This is a genomic window from Desulfovibrio sp. Huiquan2017, from assembly GCF_017351175.1.
Lineage (GTDB): Bacteria > Desulfobacterota > Desulfovibrionia > Desulfovibrionales > Desulfovibrionaceae > Pseudodesulfovibrio.
The window spans coordinates 12,301-29,923 of sequence record NZ_JAFMPN010000023.1 but is presented as its reverse complement, the minus strand read 5'-3'; the positions used below and the strand labels follow the sequence as shown (position 1 = coordinate 29,923).

Sequence of the window (17,623 nt, the reverse complement as noted above, 5' to 3'; positions counted from 1 at the left end):
CTCAAGGTTGGGCGGCATCCCGCCGCCCAACCTTTGGCTCTGGTTGGAAGGATTCAACGCCATGCACAAATTTATCGTTTATGCCTCACTGGCCATTTTTCTGACCGGGGCTCTTTTTGCGTCTGACGCCCGGACCGCCCGGGCCCAGGATCTCGCCTCCATCGCGCCGGAGGACGCCGTTCCCCATATCACCTCCAAAAACATGCCCCTCTACCTCGACGAGGGGCTGGTTTCCAAGAACGCGGACTTCACCAAATTCGCCCGGGTCCGGGCCAGGTCCCTGGAACGCAACCACCGCATGGCCCGGTCGCGCATGCAGATCATCAAGAAAGCCGACGGCTCCTACGTGGCCCGCTACCATGCCATCGACATGGACTCCATCGTCACCAAGGTCAGCCGCTCCCAATCCAAGACCATCCCCTTCGTGGGCGTCATGCGCTTCTGCGAATTGGTCATGGAAGCCACGGCCGATTCCCCGGCCGCCTGCCGGGCCGCCAAATTCACTCCGGTGACCGTCATCCCCAACCGCCAGATATTCAGCTACCGAAAAGGCTCCTGGCAGTAAGCCACCTTCCCGCCCCCGCTTCCCCATACGGCTCTGGACCGCGCTTCCGTTGCGCCCGGCGATCGGCCCGGGCGGGTTGCCACAACCGCGACAGCGGTCTATAGGACAAGCGATACCCGGCATCCGGGGCCACCCGGACGGGCACTTTCCGCCAAGGGGGCGACGATGATCAACTACTGGCCGCTCAAGTACGAGACTCCGGATGTGCGCCGACGCACCGTGGACGGCCTGCGGGCCCTGCGCAAGCGCATCCGCGAAGCCATGCCCGGCACCACCCTGCACGACACCCTGGTGCTCGGCACCTGGAACATCCGCAACTTCGACGACAACCGCTTCGGCCACGGCCCGCGCATCAAGGAGTCCATGTACTTCCTGGCCGAGGTCGTCTCAGCCTTCGACGTCCTGGCCGTGCAGGAAATCTGCCGTGACCTCGGACCGCTCAAACAGCTTATACGGCTGCTCGGTCCAAACTATGACTACATCGTCACCGACGTGGCCGAACAGGACGGCGGCAACCGGGAACGGCTCGGCTTTCTCTACAACAAGGCCAAGGTCCGCTTCAAAGGCGTGGCCGGGGAAATGGTCCTGCCGGTCAAGGATCTCATCGGCCACGGCGGCAAGCGGCTCCAACCCGCGCGCTCGCCCTTCGGCTGCGAGTTCCAGGCGGGCTGGTTCCGCTTCCTGTTCACCACCGTGCATATCTACTTCGGCAAGGAAAGCCGGGGCACGCCGGAATACGCCCGACGCGTGGCCGAGATAGACGCCGTTGCCGCCAATATCGCCCAACGCGCCGAAAAGGAACCGTGCAGTTATATCCTGGTGGGGGATTTCAACATCGACAAAATGGGCGATCCGTCGGGCAACGCGCTTATCCGCAACGGCTTCCAGGCCGCCCAGAACAACATGGGGTCCAATGCGGACCGGACCAAATTCTATGACCAGATTTCCTGGCTGCCGCGCAAGGGCACGGTCCGCCAGACCCGCTCCGACCGCAACCAGGGCGTCCTGGATGTCCTCCCGGCTGTTATGGGCGAGGACCGGTTCCCGGACTACCGGAAGGCTGTGGAGGCCACGGTCCGGGGCCAACTCGACAAGGCCCGGACCGAACGCGCCGAGCTGGCGGCCAAGGGCAAGGACAGCGCCGCCGCAGACAAGCGCATCGACAAGCTCGAAGCCCTGCTGGCTGACGCCGACGGACTCAAGGATTACTACCTCAAAATCTGGCGGACCTTCCAGATCAGCGACCACCTGCCCCTGTGGGTGGAACTGTCCATCGACTTCAGCGCCGAATACCTCACCCGATTGCGAAATATGCCCGGTATCCAGACCCGGGACAACGTGGAGATTCCTCTGTAGCGACTGGACAAACCCGGCCCGGCCCCGCATGATGCCCCCGCACCGCAAAACGAGGGAAACAGATATGGACGGAAGAAACCGCAAGGACATCCGGCCCGGCCAACGGGTCAATATCGTGCTAAAAAAGGACCAACGCACCGGCACGCTGACCGAAGGCACGGTCGCCGCGCTGCTGACCAAGTCCCCTACCCATCCCCACGGCATCAAGGTCCGCCTGACCGACGGCCAGGTAGGCCGGGTCAAGGAAATCCTCGGGCAGGAGTCCTGACTATGCCCCTGCGCATCTGGGTGGACGCCGACGCCTGCCCCAACACGGTCAAGGAAATCCTGTTCAAGGCCGCACTTCGCCGTGAAATCCCCGTGACACTGGTGGCCAACACCCCGCTCAGGGTGCCGCCGTCCCCGCTCTTCGACACCATCCAGGTGGATGCCGGCTTCAACGAAGCCGACAACGAGATCGCCCGCCGGGTCAACCCCGGCGACCTGGTCATCACCGCCGACATCCCCCTGGCCGACGCCGTCGTGACCAAGGGTGCCACCGGCCTCAACCCACGCGGCGAACTCTACACCGAGGACAACGTCAAGGGGCTGCTGCGCATGCGCAACCTCTTGGAGGAACTGCGCTCCGGCGGCCTCGCCCAGGGCGGCCCCGCCCCCCTCGGGCCCAAGGACAAACAGCAATTCACCAACCAACTTGACCGGTTCCTGACCAGACACGCGAAGTAAGCCGGTGGACAGGAGACAGCACCCCTTTTCAAAGTTTTTCCCCCGCCTCCCCTGTGAGTTGAAACGTAGAATGCGGCACGGCGGCTAGATCGCGCCATTACCCCGGGCACCACCTTTCTCCCTTCCCTTCTGGAGCGATTCGGGTGCGCCGCACCTGACAATGACGCTTCCCTTTGTTCGAGCACGGCTTCCGTACACACTACGCCAATAAAAAAGGCCCGGGTTAAACCCGGGCCCTTTTTTATTGGCGTAGCGAGACAGCCGCAAGGCGATTAAAGCTTCGCTTTGATCGCCGCGGCGATAGCCTTGCCCTGCTCGTAGCACTTGCCCAGGACCTCGTGGTCGGGCACGTACTGGTTCTTGATCGGTTCGACGACTTCCATGTTCATGTCTTCGAGCCACTTGGTCAGAATCTTGGTGCATTCGCCGGACCAACCGAAGGACCCCACGGCGGAGCCGATCTTATTCTGCGGGCGCAGCCCCTTCATGTAGGTCAGCATGTCGGCCATGAGCGGCAGGATGCCGTTGTTGTGCGTCGGGGACCCCACGATGACGGCGGCCGCGTCGAAGACCTCGGCCATAACGTCCGAATGGTGGTTGTTCTTCATGCACATGAGGCGCACGGACACGCCCTCGTCGGCCAGGCCCGAGGCCACAGCCTCGGCCATCTTCTCGGTGGAATGCCACATGGTGTCGTAAACAATGACCGCCTTGTTCTTGGGCTTCTGCTCGGCGTAGGCCTGATAGGTCTCCATGGCCCAGGCGCAGTCCTCGCCGCGGAAGAGCAGGCCATGATCCGGGCAGATGATCTCGATATCCAGGGCCATCTCCTTGATGGTGGCCAGAGTCTTGAGCACCACCGGGGAATACGGCAGGACGATGTTGGCATAGTAGTTGGCCATGAGCTCTTCCAGACGGGTGCGGTTCACCTCGTCGGCCCAGCGCTCGGAGGTGGCCCAGTTCTGGCCGAAGGCATCGTTGGTAAACACGATCTTGTCCTGCGGGCAGTACGTCAGCATGGAATCGGGCCAATGAAGCATGCGGGTTTCCAGGAAGGAAAGGGTCCGCTTGCCGATCTCGATATTGGTGCCGGTGGGCACGACTTCCACGGGCCAGTCCGTGTATTTGAAGTGAGCCTTCATGGCCTTCTGGCCCATGGGCGAGGTAAAGATCTTCTCGGGACGGTACTTCTCCACGACCTTGGGCAGGCAACCGGAGTGGTCCGGCTCCAGGTGGTTGGCCACCACGTAGTCGATCTTGCGGTCGCCGAGCACCTGCGCGATGTTGCATTGCAGGGTGCCCCAGAAGCGCTCGTCCACGGTGTCGATCAAGGTCACCTTTTCATCGACGATCAAAAAATTATTGTAGGTGGTGCCCTTGTGTGCCTTGGAATAGCCGTGGAAGTCACGACGGTTCCAATCGACCGCACCGAGCCAGAATATTCCATCCTTGATTTCAACAGGTCTCATGGTCTTCTCCACATTGAGCGGTTGCTCAACCGCGATGATAAAAAAAGGGAGCGCGAACCGTGGGTGCGCGCTCCCTGCCCGCGATACGGGCCGGAAATTAACCCTCGGGGACGAAGCTGTCCTTGCCCGCCCCGCAAACCGGACAAACCCAATCCTCGGGAATGTCTTCGAACTTGGTCCCGGCCGCGATGCCGCCATCGGGATCGCCTTCGGCGGGATCATACACATAGCCGCAAATCTCACATACGTATTTCTGCATGGGATCAGTCTCCTTTTGAATTGGCATATTCGCAGCAGCGGCGGCCGCTGTCAACTTATCGCCATCGGTTTATATGGGCCTTCACCTTCCGGTGCAGACGGACCGGGAGCGGAGTCCCAAAAGGTATCCGGGCCGGTCAGAGAGAAAAAGAGTCCCGCCCGCAACCGCATCTCGGGCAGACCCAATCCTCGGGCAAATCCTCGAATTTGGTCCCCGGCGCAATCTCGGTCTCGCTGTCGCCAAACGTCGGGTCGTACATGTAGCCACATTGGCAAAAGTACGGAGCGCCTCAATTAATATCATCAGGGAGTTTGCTCTGGCCCCTGTTTTTTTCCAGTCCATCTTCATCACGCAAGGCGGTGGTAACCTATGCACCTCCGTCCCACGGTACGTCTTCCTGTTCGAATTCTATCCGATCGGCGCCGCACTCCGGGCACCTCCAGTCCTCCGGCAACGCGTTGAAATCGGTGCCCGGCGGGGTATCGGAATACGGATCGCCAACCTTCTGGTCATACACATAGCCACAGATCAGGCAAACACTCCTCGACATGAGAACAAGCTCCCTTCGGTTGTCCCTTTTCGCGGCGGTCGCGACCGCCATCAAGGTTTCACATCACACAACAGGCAATTCGCAATCGCCTCGTGTGGAGCCGGGGCCGACCAGAGGCCGGAAGCACTTCCGGGTCCCCCCGCAGATGGGGCAGCGCCATTCGTCGGGCAGATCCTCGAAACGGGTGCCCTTGGGGATTTTCCCCTTCCGGTCCCCCTTGTCGGGATTGTAGATATACCCGCAATTCACGGTCTGGCACTGATACATTTCCTGGGGCAGGGCCATAATCGCCTCCCGGATGAAGGGGGACGGGCTCGCGCCCGCCCCCCTGGGATATCTTGCGCGGAAGCCGAACGGCTCCGCGTCATCGCGGATCGCCTAAGCGGAGGCGGCCCACAGACCGTGCAGATTGCAGTATTCGCGGGCCTTGAGTTCGCCGGACAGGCCGCAGATGCAGAACTCGGCCTCGGGCTTGTCGCCGGGCTTGAGCATCTTGGTCAGGACCACGTCGCCCACCTGGAGCTCGATCCACTCGATGTAGTGCTTCTCCTCCATGGGATGGGGCACGGAACCGACCTTGACGGTGACCTTATCGCCGTCCTTCTCGATGACGGGGACGTGCTTTTCCTTGGCGGCGTCAACGGTGTTTTCGGTCATCTGAACCATCTCCTCGCCGCAGCAGACCAAATCGCCGCCGCCTTCGTGAATGGCCATGACGATATTGCCGCAAATATTACACTTGTACACTTCACCCAGTTTAATAGCCATGTCGAATCCTCCTTGGATTACTTGTAAAACTTACCAGTTGGTATCCTTGATCTCGAAATGGGCCTGGGGATGGTCGCAGGCCGGACATTTCACGGGAGCCGTGGTGCCCCGGTGATTGTACCCGCAGTTCTGGCAACGCCAGACGATCTCCTCGTCCTTGGCAAAGACGCGGTCGGTCTCGATATTCTTGATGAGGGCCTTGTAGCGTTCCTCATGATAGCGCTCGGCCACGGCGATGTTCTCCATGACCGCGGCGATCTCGTTGAAGCCCTCCTGGCGCGCGATCTTGGCGAACCCGGGGTACATCTCGGTGTTCTCCTCATGCTCGCCAGCAGCGGCGGCCTTGAGGTTCTCCAGCGTGGTGCCGATGACGCCGGCGGGGAAGGAACCGGTCACCTCGGCGGTGCCGCCCTCCAGGAACTTGAACAGCCGTTTGGCATGCTCCTTCTCGTGTCCGGCGGTCTCCTCGAAGATCTTGGAAATCTGCACGTAGCCTTCTTTCTTGGCCACGCTGGCGTAATAGGTGTATCTGTTGCGAGCCTGGGACTCGCCGGTGAATGCGTACATCAGGTTTTTTTCCGTCTGGGTTCCTTTCAGGGACATTGTTCCTCCTTATGGAATGCATCCTTGGTTTTTCGAGTTAGATGATACCTTACACAAAAATATGCCCATTGTCGCATCATTCTATGAAAAGGTCTTCCCTTCCGCGTCATTTTACAAATTTTATCCTGACAGGCCATTGAGTTACACTCAATGTAAGAATCATTAATATATATAATCAATCTGCCTGTCAAGCGACGCTCCGCCCCAGTGGACAAAAAATAAGGCCGGTTGCCCCGTGGGGCAACCGGCCTTACGCCGTCATAACGATATTTTTCGAAAACCTATTGCCGCGCAGCCCGGCATTTGGGACAGATCCCCACAAATTCGACGTTGGTGTTCAGAATCTTGTAGCCCCCCGCGCAACTCTCCGGGATGACCGGTATATCAATGTCGCACTCCACGTCGATGACGGCTGTGCAGACCTCGCAACGAATATGTGGATGCGGTTGCGGGGTACCGTCGAACCGCTTCTGCTCACCGGGCGCACCCAGTTTGAGGACCAGTCCTTTGGACGACAGAAATTCAAGATTTCGGTACACGGTTCCCAAGCTGATCCTGGGAATGATCTTGCGGACCATGTCGTAAACCTCGTCAGCCGTGGGATGCGTCTTCACCTTACGCAACTCTTCCAATATCACTTTCCGCTGCTTGGAAAGCCTGAAACCCATCTCTTGAGCCATGGACATCCTCCATATTTAATAACGATTACTATTCGCCCGATTCGTTCTTGTCAAGAGGAATCCGTGCAGGCGGAATCATGGCTCATTATCCCAGAAAAACGTTTTCTGCAAATGGCCGGAGAAAAGGCCTCTCAACGGCTTAAATTAATTGAACAACAGATATTCTACACAAAGAGAGGAAAAGCCCGACGCAACGAAAAGGGGCCCGGTCGAAACCGGGCCCCGATCTATTGTCGCAACTGCCGGGCGGTCGTCAATTGCGGAACTTGGCGACCAGTTCGGCCAGCTCCCGGGCCATTTCAGAGACTTCCTGGATGCCCTGGTTGGACGTGCGGATGCCGGACAACACCTCTTGGGAGAGGTTGTTGATCTGGGTTACCCGGGTATTGATTTCGTCCGAGGTGGAGGACTGCTGTTCCGCCGCGGTGGCGATGCCGTTGACCATGTCGGCGATGGCGTCGGAATGCTTGACGATCTCGTCGAGCACCCCACCCGCCTCCTGGGCCATGCCCGAGGTGTTCAGGACCCTTTTCTTGGCGGTGTCCATCTCCTTGACCACGTCGGAGGTGGATTGCTGGATGAGCAAGATGGCCCCTTCGACTTCCTTGGTGGCGTCCATGGTCTTCTCGGCCAGCTTGCGGACCTCGTCCGCGACCACGGCGAAACCGCGTCCGGCCTCGCCCGCCCGGGCTGCCTCGATGGCCGCGTTGAGCGCCAGCAGGTTGGTCTGGTCCGCGATGTCGTTGATCACGGCCATGACCTGACCGATGTTCTTGGCCCGGCTGGACAGGGAGGCCAGGGCCCCGGCAAGGTGCTCGGTAATGTCGGCCACGGAGTTGATCTCCTCCACGGTCTTGCCCACCACCACGCCGCCCGAGGCGGCCACCTTGTTCGCCTGGTCCGAGGCCTCGGCGGTCTCGGCGGCATTTCTGGCCACCTCCAGCACCGTGGCGTTCATCTCCTCCATGGCCGTGGCCACCTGGCTGGTCTCATGGGCCGTGGTGTCCACGCCGTTGGCCAGTTGGTCCATCTGGGTGGACAGGGTGTCGGAAGCCTCGTTGAGCTTGTTGGCTACCTCGGTGACCTCGTTGGCCACGGCGAGGAGCTCCTGGCGCTGGAGTTCGATGTTCCGCTTGTCCTCCTCCTCGCGGCTCAGATCGATGAGCACGCAGATGACGCCCACGGTCACGCCCTCGGCATCCTTGAGCGGCGAGGCCTCGAACATGAGCGGGAAGGTGGTGCCGTCATGGCGGGTGAACAGGAAGCGCCCATTGAGCGGTTCACCCAAGGCGATGACCTCTCCGGCGTTGCAGGAGGAGCCGTCCTCGGACTCGCAGGCGAAGACCTCGGTCACGGAACGGCCCTTGAGTTCCTCTTCGGTCAGGTCGAGGATGGCCTGAAGCGGCGGATTGATAAATTGCAGGGTCTGCTTGGCGTCGGTCACGAACAGGGGGACCACGATGCCGCTAAGCACGCTCTGGTTGTATTTGAGCTGGTCCTTGATCTGGTTGACCATGGACTCCAGATAACGGGACAGGGAACCGAGTTCGTCGGTCCCGGTCACGGTGAACCGGGCGTCCAGATTGCCGTGGGCGACATCCTCGGCCGTGTCGGCGATGGATGTGATGCGATTGACGATGACCCGGCGCATGAAGATGATCAGCGCGGTCAGCAAGGCCAGGACGCCAAGCACGGAAATCCCCGCGGACTTGAGCTGGTTCTCCTTGAGCGCGTCGTATTGCGGACTGACGTCCACGGCCACGACCATGGCCCCGAGGATATCCCGGCTCCGCCCGTGGCAGTGGTAGCAGAACGGGTTGTTCGCGATGGACTTGACCTCCACGAAATGGCGCTTGCCGTCCACATCCTCAAGCTTGCCCTCGGCCAGTTTCTCCTTGAGCCCCTTGGCCACCAGCTCGGGCAGCCCGGCCTCGGGCAGCACGTCAAAAATCTTTTGCCGCGCGACCTCGTTCTCGGTGGAGTAGGTAATTTCGCCCTTGTAGTCGGTCAGGTAGACTTCGATGTCCGGATAGCGCTCGGCCATCTGGAGGAATTTGATCTCAGTGCCCTCGTTGTCGCCCTTGGCCATGGGATCTTCAATGGCGATATACAGCATATCCGCCACCCGCTCCGCGGCCACGGCCACCTCATGGAGAGTGTGGTCTTTGGTGGATATGGAGCTGTAGGCGAACAGCCCGGCAAAGGCCAGGATGGTCAGCAGAGACGAGAGAAGAATGAGTTTAACGCCCAGCGAGCGCGTGATGAAATTGTCCATACGCCCTCCTAGTGCGCGCCGCCGTACAACAGCGGCTTGAAGTCAAAGGCCTCGACCCGTTCCGGGTTGTGGCAGACATGGCAGTCATCCAGGGTCAGATCGCGCTTGATCAACTCCGGGTCGCCCCCGGACTCCACATGGTCGTATCCCGGCCCGTGGCAAACCTCGCACCCGGCCTGGGCCATATTGGGAGTCTGTTCGAAGCTGACGAACCCTCCCGGCTGCCCGTACCCGGTCATGTGGCAGCCGTAACACTCGACCAATTCCTCTTTGGTCAGGTCGCCCATCATGATTTTGACGGACGCCCCGGAATGGGCCTTCTTCGCAAATTTTTTGTAGTTGCCGTATTCCCGTTCGTGACATTCGCCGCATGATTCGGCCCCAACATACCGGCCGGAATTCGCCCCTCCGGTGTCCGTCAGGAAAATGCACACGGCAAGAGCCGCCAGCGAAAACGCACAGCAGCCCTTGATCCACAACGCTCGATTGAACATGAACCAACCCCCATAGCTATATGACCCGGTGCCGCAACCGGCCGGGCACCCTCACCCCGGCCAGGTCAAATACCTCGTCACTATAGAGACTTATTCACTATTGGTAAAGGGTTGGCGTATAAAGATTGATCCGTAAGGCCTGCTACCAGGCCAGGGTCTTCTTGAAGGCGGTGGCCAGTCCCTCCACGTTCGCGTCCAGAATTTTCTCATCGCCCAGGGAGGCGGTCAGAGCGGGTTCCTCGGAGACATTGCCGATCCAGGCACAGGCCTGTCCGGAGAACAGGGCCTCGAACCGATCGCGGTCGGCCGGGGCCACGGTGACCAGCAGCCGGCTGGCCGACTCGGCGTAGAGCAGGCCCGTCACATTGAGCTCGCCGCAGGCCGGTACCTCGTCCAGGTCCACTTCCGCGCCCAGCCGCCCGCCGATGCACATCTCGGCAAGAGCCACGGCCAGTCCGCCGTCCGAGCAGTCGTGGCAAGCGGTGATCAGCCCTTCCCCGGCAGCCGCGAACACGGTCTCATAACGTTTTCTGGCGGTCAGCAGATCCACCTGGGGCACGCGGGCGTCGGAGAAGCCGAGTTCGGCGGCGATCTCGCTGCCGCCCATTTCGGACCGGGTCAGGCCGAGCATGTAGATGAGGTCGCCGGGCTTCTTGAAGTCCGAGGTCAGGCACTTGTTCACGTCCGGGATGACGCCGATGACCGAGAAGAGCACGGTCGGCGGGATGGAGATCTTGCGCCCGCCGCCCTTGTAATCGTTCTTCATGGAATCTTTGCCGGACACGCAGGGTACGCCGAAGCCCAGGCAGTAATGGGCCAGGGCCTGGTTGGCGCGAACCAGCTGGGCCAGCTTGTAGTGGCCGTCCGGGGTGGACTCGGACTGGACCGGGTCGCACCAGCAGAAGTTGTCCACGCCCGCCATGTAGCGGACGTCGCCGCCCACGGCCACGGCGTTGCGCACGGCCTCGTCGATGGCGTTGGCCATCATCCAGTAGGTGTCGAAATCCGAAAACTGCGGGCAGATGCCGTGGGACACGACCAGTCCCCTGTCCGAGCCGTACTCGGGCCGGATGACGCCCGCGTCGGACGGTCCGTCGCCGAGCACGCCGACCATGGGCTTGACCGCGGACTTGCCCTGGACCTCATGGTCGTACTGCCGGACCACGTATTCCTTGGAGCAAATGTTCAGCCGGCCGAGCATGGACCGGAGCAGCGCATCCTGGTCCTCGGCCACGGGCACGGCATCCTGGGCGATCTCGGGCCGCTTCCAGACGGCCTTGAGTTCCATCTGCGGCACGCCGTGGTGCAGGAATTCCATGTCCAGGCAGGTGACCAGCTTGTCGCCGTAACGGACCAGGTACTTGCCCGAGTCGGTGAAGGTGCCCAGCGCCGTGGACTCCACGTCCATTTCCTCGGACAAACGCATGAATTCGTCGAGCTTGTCCGGGGGCACGGCCATGGTCATGCGTTCCTGGGCCTCGGAAATGAGAATTTCCCAAGGGCGCAACCCGTCGTACTTGAGCGGGGCCTTTTTCAGATCCATGTCGAAGCCGCCGGTATCCTCGGCCATCTCGCCCACGGAGGAGGACAGGCCGCCCGCCCCGTTGTCGGTGATGGCGTGGTACAGGCCGAGGTCGCGGGCGCGCATAAGGAAATCGTACATCTTGCGCTGGGTGATGGGATCGCCGATCTGGACCGCCGTGGCCGGGGAACCCTCGTGCAGTTCCTCGGAGGAGAACGTGGCGCCGTGAATGCCGTCCGCGCCGATGCGGCCGCCGGACATGACGATGACGTCGCCGGGCAGGGCGCATTTCTCGTAGGACGGATGGCCGGAGACCGTGACCGGCATGGTCCCGATGGTCCCGCAATAGACCAGGGGCTTGCCCAGGTAGCGCTCGTCAAAGACGATGGACCCGTTGACCGTGGGAATACCGGACTTGTTGCCGCCGTGCTCCACGCCCTCGCGCACGCCCTCGAACACGCGGCGCGGGTGCAGCAGCCGGGGCGGCAGCTCGCCCTCGTGGAACGGGGAGGCGAAGCAGAAGACGTCGGTGTTGCACAGCAGATTCGCCCCCATGCCGGTGCCCATGGGATCGCGGTTCACGCCCACGATGCCGGTCAGGGCCCCGCCGTAAGGATCCAGGGCGGACGGAGAGTTGTGGGTCTCCATCTTGACGCAGACGTTGATGGACTCGGAGAACTTGATCACGCCCGCATTGTCCTTGAAAACCGACAGGCAGTAGTCGCCACCCTCGCGGAAGGCCGCGTTGCGCGCCCGGATCTGCTTGGTGGAATTCTGGATGAAGGTCTTGTACAGGCTCGAATATTCGACGGTCTTGCCGGTCTCGGTATTCTCGTACTCGATTTTCGCCGAAAAGATCTTGTGCTTGCAGTGCTCGGACCAGGTCTGGGCCAGAACTTCGATCTCGGCGTCCGTGGGATCGGCGGCAAGACCGATCCGTTCCCGCTCGGCCCGGACCGCCGGGTCCGCGAAATAGGCGCGGATGTCGTGCAGCTCCCGAAGCGACAGGGCCAGGGTGTTGGCCCTGGAGAAATCCGTGAGTTCGCCGTCGGACATGGAGGCCAGGGGAATGACGGCCACCGCGTCCGAGGCCTGGCCCGTGACCCGGGCGGCCTTGGCCGCGAAACCGGGGTCCGAGGCCCATTGGGCGGCGGACTTGTATTCGAAGCGCTGGATGAGCTCGTTGGCCAGGAGGTCCCTGGCAATACGACGCGCGCCCGCCTCGTCCATGTCGGCCTGGATGAGATATTGCCGCGAAGTGTAGACCTTGATCCCCTCGCGCTCGGCCTTGGACAACCCCAGGACCACGCCCAGGATCTCGCGGGCGGTGCGCCCCTCGTTGTCCGTCACGCCGGGCCGGAAGCCCACTTCGATGATCCAGTCGAAGTCGCGGGCGAGCGGTTCGAGCGACACTTCGTGCAGGACCGGGTCATGCAGGGCGGCCCGTTCGACGACCAGCCCCACCTGCTCCTCGCTCACGCCTTCCAGGGTGAAGACGTTGACGATGCGGACATCCTCCACGTCCATGCCGAGCTCGCTTCTGATCTTGCGGGCGATTTTCTCGCCGAGCACGTCCCGGACGCCTTCCTTCAGTCCAACGATCACACGACAAAGCATATCTGGTCTCTCCTCTCGGTATGAAAAAGCGGAAAGGCCGGTCTCCGTTCCGGACCGGCCTTGAAAATCACTTGGTTCGGGTCAGTACAAAATCCGCGGCCTGCCGGAGCACGGTCAACTCGTCGCCGGGCTCGTACCCGTCCAGGCACGCCTTGGCCTTTTCGATGTATCGGGCGGCTTCCTCGCGGGTCTTCTCCGAATAGCCTCCCTCTCGCACCTGCTCCAGGACATCGCGGCTCTGAGCCTCGCTCAGACTGCCTTCTTTCAGGGCCTCCAGCAGAACCTCGGCCCCGGCCTCGTCGCCCTCCTCCATAAGCAGGATGAGCGGCAGGGTGATCTTGCCCTCCCGAAGGTCGCCGCCCTCGGGCTTGCCGGTCTCGGACGTGGGCGATGCGTAATCCAGGGCGTCGTCCACCAACTGAAAGGCGATGCCCACGTTCAGGCCGAACTCGCCCGCCGCGTCTTCCTGTTCGGGAGTCCCCCCGGCCAGGGCCGCGCCGCACCGGCAGGCACACTCGATGAGCCGTGCGGTCTTGCCGATGATGATGCGCATGTACGTCTCGCGGTCGAGCGACGGATTGCGCGAAAACTCTATCTCCTCAATCTCGCCCACGGCCGTCTCCATAATGCCTTTGGCGAGCAGCCAGGACAGCCGGGGATTGCCGTAGCGCGCGCCCATCGCGTTGGCCAGGGCGAGCAGCGCGTCCCCCGCCAGAATGGTCTCGGTCCGGCCGAAAACCAAATGGGCGGCGTCCCGGCCGCGCCGGAGCTCGGCATCGTCCAGGTAATCGTCGTGCAGCAGGGTGGCCGAGTGGAGCAATTCCAGAGCGCAGGCGATGTCCAGGTAGTCGTCCCGGTCGTAACCGAGCGCCCGGGCGAACAGGAGTGTAAGCATGGGCCGGATGCGCTTGCCGCCGGAACCGATGATGTGCTTGGCGACATCCCGGACCAGCCCGTTGAGCTGGTCGGCCTCGTGCTCCAGAAAGTCATTGATCCCGGGAAGTTCCCGTTGGAAGTAAGGCAGAAGTTGGTCCATATGTGCGTACTATGTCAGGTTGCTGGTTGCGGGGCAAGCCCCGTATTACGCGGCGAATAGCGTCCCCGTCGCTTCGGAGAGCGACCGCAGCGCGCCCTTCAGATCCCAGTCCTCGGGCTCGCGGGAACCCACCAGGTTGGAGATGGCCCGCACCTCCAGGAAGGGAAGCCCGCCGACAACGGCCGCATAGGCCGCGCCGAATCCCTCCATGTTCTCCATCTGCCCGTTGCAGGAGAGCTTGAGCCAGCCCGCCCGTTCCGGGGTCCCGGTCACGCCGGACACGGTCACGCCCGTCGCGCGCAGCCAGTTCCGGCCCAGAGTCAGGCCCATGCGCTTCGCGTCACGGACCGGCGAAAGCTTGAGCCGGTTCCAAATTTTCTGCCCGTCGGCCTCGCCGTGGGCGAAACCGAGCCCCTTGGGATCGGCCGCGCCTTCCTCGTCCAGCAGCCCGTACTCGGGCCAGGTTTCCTGCCAGGCGAAGCAGATGCCGCCCATGGGCGTCTCGCCCAGATCGTATCCCCCGGCGATGCCCAGGGCGACCACCCCGTCCACGTCCGGCCGGGTCAGCCACCGCCCGGCGCACAGGGCCGTGTTGACCAGCCCCACGCCGGTCACGCCCAGGAGCAGGTCGCGGCCGCCGAATCCATATTCGGCCGTTCCGCCCTGGCCCGGGACAGGCCCCTTCGGGAAGGCGGCCCGCATCTCGTTGGCCGTGGCGGTAAGGACCAGGATCATGCCGTCCGTCCTACAGTCGCCAGTAGGCCACGGCCTCGGCCGCAAGCTCGGCCCGGTCGAAGAACCCCTTGACGTCCACCACCAGCGCCTTGGCCGGGTCCGCGAACCAGCCCTTCAGCTCCTTGACCGCGATGGACCGGTAGGCCTCGTGCGGCACGGCCAGGATCAGGGCGTCCAGGTCGCGGAACTCGTCCAGCGAGCGCAGAGTCACGCCCAGCTCCCGCCGGGCCTCCTCGGGGTCGGCCTGGGCGTCATGAACCAGCACATCCACGCCGTAGTCGGCGAGTTCGGCCAGGATATCCACCACCCGGGTGTTGCGCAGGTCGGGCACGTTCTCCTTGAAAGTCAGGCCGAGCACACCCACGCGGGCGCCCATGATCTTGTGGTCGTTCCGGATGAGCTTCTTGATGGTCGCCTCGGCGATGAATTTGCCCATGTTGTCGTTGATCTCGCGGCCGGCCAGGATGACGTGAGGATGCAACCCCAGGGCCTGGGCCTTGAAGGTCAGGTAGTACGGGTCCACGCCGATGCAGTGTCCGCCCACCAGGCCGGGCCGGAACGGCAGGAAATTCCACTTGGTGCCCGCGGCTTCGAGCACGTCCAGAGTATCGATGCCCATGGTCTCGAATATCAGGGCCAGCTCGTTCATGAGGGCGATGTTCAAGTCGCGCTGAGTGTTCTCGATCACCTTGGCGGCTTCGGCCGTGCGGATGTCCGGAGCCAGGTGGGTGCCCGCCTGGACCACGGTGCCGTAAACCTGCTGGAGCAGCTTGCCGGTGGCCGCGTCCTGTCCGGCCACGATCTTGGTGATGGTCTCCAGCCGATGGACCTTGTCGCCCGGGTTGATGCGCTCGGGCGAATAGCCCACGCAGAAGTCGGAGCCGCACTTGAGCCCGGACTCGGTCTCCAGAATGGGCACGCAGACCTCTTCGGTCAGGCCGGGGTAGACCGTGGATTCATAGACCACCACGGAACCGGGCTGGAGATACATGCCCACCGAGGCGGTGGCCCCGCGCACGGGGCTCAGGTCCGGGGAACGAAATTCGTCGATGGGCGTGGGCACGGCCACCAGGATGAGCCGGGCATTGGCCAGACTGGTGAGATCCGAGGTCAGGGTCAGGTCCACGTCGTCGCCCACGGTGTCGAAGTCCACCTCGTTGGTCCGGTCGATGCGCAGTTTCAACTCGGCCACGCGCCGTTCCGACACATCCACGCCGATCACCTTGAAATGACGGCCCAACGCCACAGCCAGGGGCAGGCCGACATATCCCAAACCGATCACGGCGATGGCATCCTCTTTGGCCTGCAACCGCTCGAAATTAACCATATCCATTCCGTACTCCTTTATTCCATGGGTGGACACCAACCGGGTTCTGTGGCTTACTGCACACCATGAACATCGACTGGCCGCTGCTCTTCGCCGCCATGGGGTTGGCCCTGGTACTCGAAGGCGTCCTTTACTTCCTGTTCGCCGAGCGCATGCCCGGACTGCTGGCGCGATTGGCTGTCCAGCCGCCCAAATTCCTGCGCTTCGTCGGCCTCGTGGCCATCATTCTCGGCCTGCTGATCATCTCGTTCGGCCGCTCCTTATCCCCATAACGGGCGGGCTGTCCAGAACCCCCGGGGCGTTCCCCGGAAATCGGCATTCCGCCACGCTACCCCCTTTTCGCGGATTTCCCCACGGCCGTTCCTTTCGGCGCCTTCTTCTTTCCCGGGGAGGCCTTCGCCGTCTTCGACGCGGACCGTTTCGGGGCCGCCTTCTTTACGGAGACCTTCTCCGAGGAAGCCCCCTTTGCCGGGGATTTGGGGGTGGGGGCCTTTTTCGCGGGAATCGCAGGCTCGTTCGCGACCGGCTCCGAGGCCGGTTCGCCGGATGGCTTTTCCGCCACGTGCAGGTAGACGATGCCGGACATCATGGGCACGTTGTAGACCCGCTCGAAACCCGCTTCAAGCAGTTCCAACCCCAGGGCCCGTTCGTCGGGAAACGTTTTTATGGTCTCGGCCAGATAACGGTACGCGACGGGATCGCCGGAAATGCGGTCGCCGATAAACGGCAGGACCTTGTCCAGGTAGAAATTGTACAATCCCTTCCAGACCCGCTTGGACCCGGTGCCGAATTCAAGGATGCACAGCCGCGCTCCGGGCTTGAGAACCCGCAGGAACTCGGCATAGGCCTCCGCGCGGGGCAGGATGTTGCGGATGCCGAAAGCGATGGTGGCCGCGGCCATGCATTCGTCCGGCAAGGGCAGGTTGCGGCCGTCCGCCTGGACCGGAAAGATGCGCTCTTCACGGCCGTGCCTCAATTTCTTGGCCTTGCCGTTCTCAAGCATGGGCAGGGTGAAATCAAGGGCCGCCACCTTGCAGTCCGGGTACTGCCGCAGCAGCTCCACGGACACGTCCATGGTTCCGGCGGCCAGGTCCAGGACCATGCCGCCCGGCTCGGGGCGGGCCGCCCGGGCCAACCGATAGCGCCAGTAGATATCCTGGCCCCCGGACAGGGCGTGGTTCAGAAAGTCATACCACCCGGCGATGCGGCCGAACATGTCCGCCACCCTCTTGCCGTGCTCGGCATGGGTGGAAGCTCCGGTGTGGGACGCGCATTCGGGGCGGGCCATTATTCGGCCTCGTCCTCGATGATCGCGGCGCGCGAGCCGTCCCCGGCGGTCACGCCGGTGATGGTGCGCATGATGTCCTTGTAGATGACGTCGAAATTCTGACCGAAATTGGAGGGGGAGATGCGCCCCACCTCGATGAATTTGATGACCACTTCCTTGGCCACCTGCAATGCCTGCTTGTCGTACTTGTCCATGAGAACATACTCCCGGTCGTCAAAGGAAAAACCGCCCGGTGGGAAATGGCCTTGACCAACATAGTCAGGGTATAGCCGGGCGGGGAAAAGGGAGAAACCTGAAAGCCCCTCTCTTTTTTCGGGATTCGTACCATGCGCCGAACCGTTCGTCGAGGACTT

Annotated in this window: 21 protein-coding genes; 5 read left to right on the top strand and 16 right to left on the bottom strand. The window is 62.3% G+C overall.

Annotation, left to right across the window (positions count from 1 at the left end):
* Positions 1 to 61: 61 nt before the first annotated feature.
* The 4 genes from J0909_RS17340 (at position 62) to J0909_RS17325 (ending at position 2,647) form a co-directional block, all read left to right on the top strand.
* Positions 62 to 565 (top strand): hypothetical protein, encoded by a 504-nt coding sequence (locus J0909_RS17340; protein WP_286182122.1) that lies wholly within the window; start codon positions 62 to 64, stop codon positions 563 to 565.
* Positions 566 to 730: 165 nt separating this feature from the next.
* Positions 731 to 1,921, top strand: coding sequence for an endonuclease/exonuclease/phosphatase family protein (locus J0909_RS17335; RefSeq protein ID WP_207264844.1), 1,191 nt, complete (start codon positions 731 to 733; stop codon positions 1,919 to 1,921).
* Positions 1,922 to 1,985: 64 nt separating this feature from the next.
* Complete coding sequence (locus J0909_RS17330; protein WP_207264842.1) at positions 1,986 to 2,189, top strand: YwbE family protein; 204 nt, start codon at positions 1,986 to 1,988, stop codon at positions 2,187 to 2,189.
* Positions 2,190 to 2,197: 8 nt separating this feature from the next.
* On the top strand, positions 2,198 to 2,647 hold the full coding sequence (locus J0909_RS17325) for a YaiI/YqxD family protein (protein ID WP_207264889.1): 450 nt from the start codon (positions 2,198 to 2,200) through the stop codon (positions 2,645 to 2,647).
* Between the two features lie 272 nt (positions 2,648 to 2,919).
* Here J0909_RS17325 and J0909_RS17320 read toward each other — a convergent pair whose 3' ends face one another.
* The 14 genes from J0909_RS17320 to J0909_RS17255 form a co-directional block, all read right to left on the bottom strand.
* Positions 2,920 to 4,116: an FprA family A-type flavoprotein gene (locus tag J0909_RS17320; protein ID WP_207264840.1), complete on the bottom strand. Its 1,197-nt coding sequence runs from the start codon at positions 4,114 to 4,116 to the stop codon at positions 2,920 to 2,922.
* Positions 4,117 to 4,213: 97 nt separating this feature from the next.
* A complete protein-coding gene (rd, locus tag J0909_RS17315; RefSeq protein WP_207264839.1) occupies positions 4,214 to 4,375 on the bottom strand; it encodes a rubredoxin in 162 nt (53 codons plus the stop codon).
* Positions 4,376 to 4,511: 136 nt separating this feature from the next.
* The gene (locus J0909_RS17310; RefSeq protein ID WP_207264837.1) at positions 4,512 to 4,634 is read right to left on the bottom strand and encodes a rubredoxin; all 123 of its coding nucleotides are present in this window, start codon (positions 4,632 to 4,634) and stop codon (positions 4,512 to 4,514) included.
* Positions 4,635 to 4,742: 108 nt separating this feature from the next.
* A complete protein-coding gene (locus tag J0909_RS17305; protein ID WP_207264887.1) occupies positions 4,743 to 4,925 on the bottom strand; it encodes a rubredoxin in 183 nt (60 codons plus the stop codon).
* A 63-nt stretch (positions 4,926 to 4,988) separates the two neighbouring features.
* A complete protein-coding gene (locus tag J0909_RS17300; protein ID WP_207264835.1) occupies positions 4,989 to 5,210 on the bottom strand; it encodes a rubredoxin in 222 nt (73 codons plus the stop codon).
* 93 nt (positions 5,211 to 5,303) lie between these two features.
* Positions 5,304 to 5,693 carry a desulfoferrodoxin gene (locus J0909_RS17295; protein ID WP_207264833.1) on the bottom strand — a complete coding sequence of 130 codons (390 nt, stop codon included), beginning with the start codon at positions 5,691 to 5,693 and terminating at the stop codon, positions 5,304 to 5,306.
* A gap of 30 nt (positions 5,694 to 5,723) precedes the next feature.
* Positions 5,724 to 6,296, bottom strand: a complete 573-nt coding sequence (gene rbr / locus J0909_RS17290) for a rubrerythrin (RefSeq protein ID WP_207264830.1) — start codon at positions 6,294 to 6,296, stop codon at positions 5,724 to 5,726.
* Between the two features lie 281 nt (positions 6,297 to 6,577).
* A complete protein-coding gene (locus J0909_RS17285; RefSeq protein ID WP_207264828.1) occupies positions 6,578 to 6,976 on the bottom strand; it encodes a Fur family transcriptional regulator in 399 nt (132 codons plus the stop codon).
* A 253-nt stretch (positions 6,977 to 7,229) separates the two neighbouring features.
* Positions 7,230 to 9,251: a methyl-accepting chemotaxis protein gene (locus J0909_RS17280; protein ID WP_207264827.1), complete on the bottom strand. Its 2,022-nt coding sequence runs from the start codon at positions 9,249 to 9,251 to the stop codon at positions 7,230 to 7,232.
* An 8-nt stretch (positions 9,252 to 9,259) separates the two neighbouring features.
* Positions 9,260 to 9,745, bottom strand: a complete 486-nt coding sequence (locus J0909_RS17275) for a cytochrome c family protein (protein WP_207264825.1) — start codon at positions 9,743 to 9,745, stop codon at positions 9,260 to 9,262.
* A gap of 142 nt (positions 9,746 to 9,887) precedes the next feature.
* Positions 9,888 to 12,884, bottom strand: a complete 2,997-nt coding sequence (locus tag J0909_RS17270) for a phosphoribosylformylglycinamidine synthase subunit PurS (protein WP_207264823.1) — start codon at positions 12,882 to 12,884, stop codon at positions 9,888 to 9,890.
* 67 nt (positions 12,885 to 12,951) lie between these two features.
* Complete coding sequence (locus tag J0909_RS17265; protein ID WP_207264821.1) at positions 12,952 to 13,920, bottom strand: polyprenyl synthetase family protein; 969 nt, start codon at positions 13,918 to 13,920, stop codon at positions 12,952 to 12,954.
* 45 nt (positions 13,921 to 13,965) lie between these two features.
* Positions 13,966 to 14,655 carry a futalosine hydrolase gene (mqnB, locus tag J0909_RS17260; protein ID WP_207264818.1) on the bottom strand — a complete coding sequence of 230 codons (690 nt, stop codon included), beginning with the start codon at positions 14,653 to 14,655 and terminating at the stop codon, positions 13,966 to 13,968.
* Positions 14,656 to 14,665: 10 nt separating this feature from the next.
* A complete protein-coding gene (locus tag J0909_RS17255) occupies positions 14,666 to 15,988 on the bottom strand; it encodes a nucleotide sugar dehydrogenase (protein ID WP_207264816.1) in 1,323 nt (440 codons plus the stop codon).
* A 59-nt stretch (positions 15,989 to 16,047) separates the two neighbouring features.
* Between J0909_RS17255 and J0909_RS17250 the strand changes: the two genes are divergently transcribed.
* Entirely contained in the window at positions 16,048 to 16,254 is a 207-nt protein-coding gene (locus tag J0909_RS17250) for a DUF2065 domain-containing protein (RefSeq protein ID WP_207264814.1), read from the top strand.
* Between the two features lie 56 nt (positions 16,255 to 16,310).
* Here J0909_RS17250 and J0909_RS17245 read toward each other — a convergent pair whose 3' ends face one another.
* Positions 16,311 to 17,270, bottom strand: coding sequence for a ubiquinone/menaquinone biosynthesis methyltransferase (locus J0909_RS17245; RefSeq protein WP_286182121.1), 960 nt, complete (start codon positions 17,268 to 17,270; stop codon positions 16,311 to 16,313).
* Positions 17,270 to 17,464, bottom strand: a complete 195-nt coding sequence (locus J0909_RS17240; protein WP_207264812.1) for a hypothetical protein — start codon at positions 17,462 to 17,464, stop codon at positions 17,270 to 17,272. The genes J0909_RS17245 and J0909_RS17240 overlap by 1 nt, the downstream gene beginning before the upstream one ends.
* Between the last annotated feature and the right edge of the window lie 159 nt (positions 17,465 to 17,623).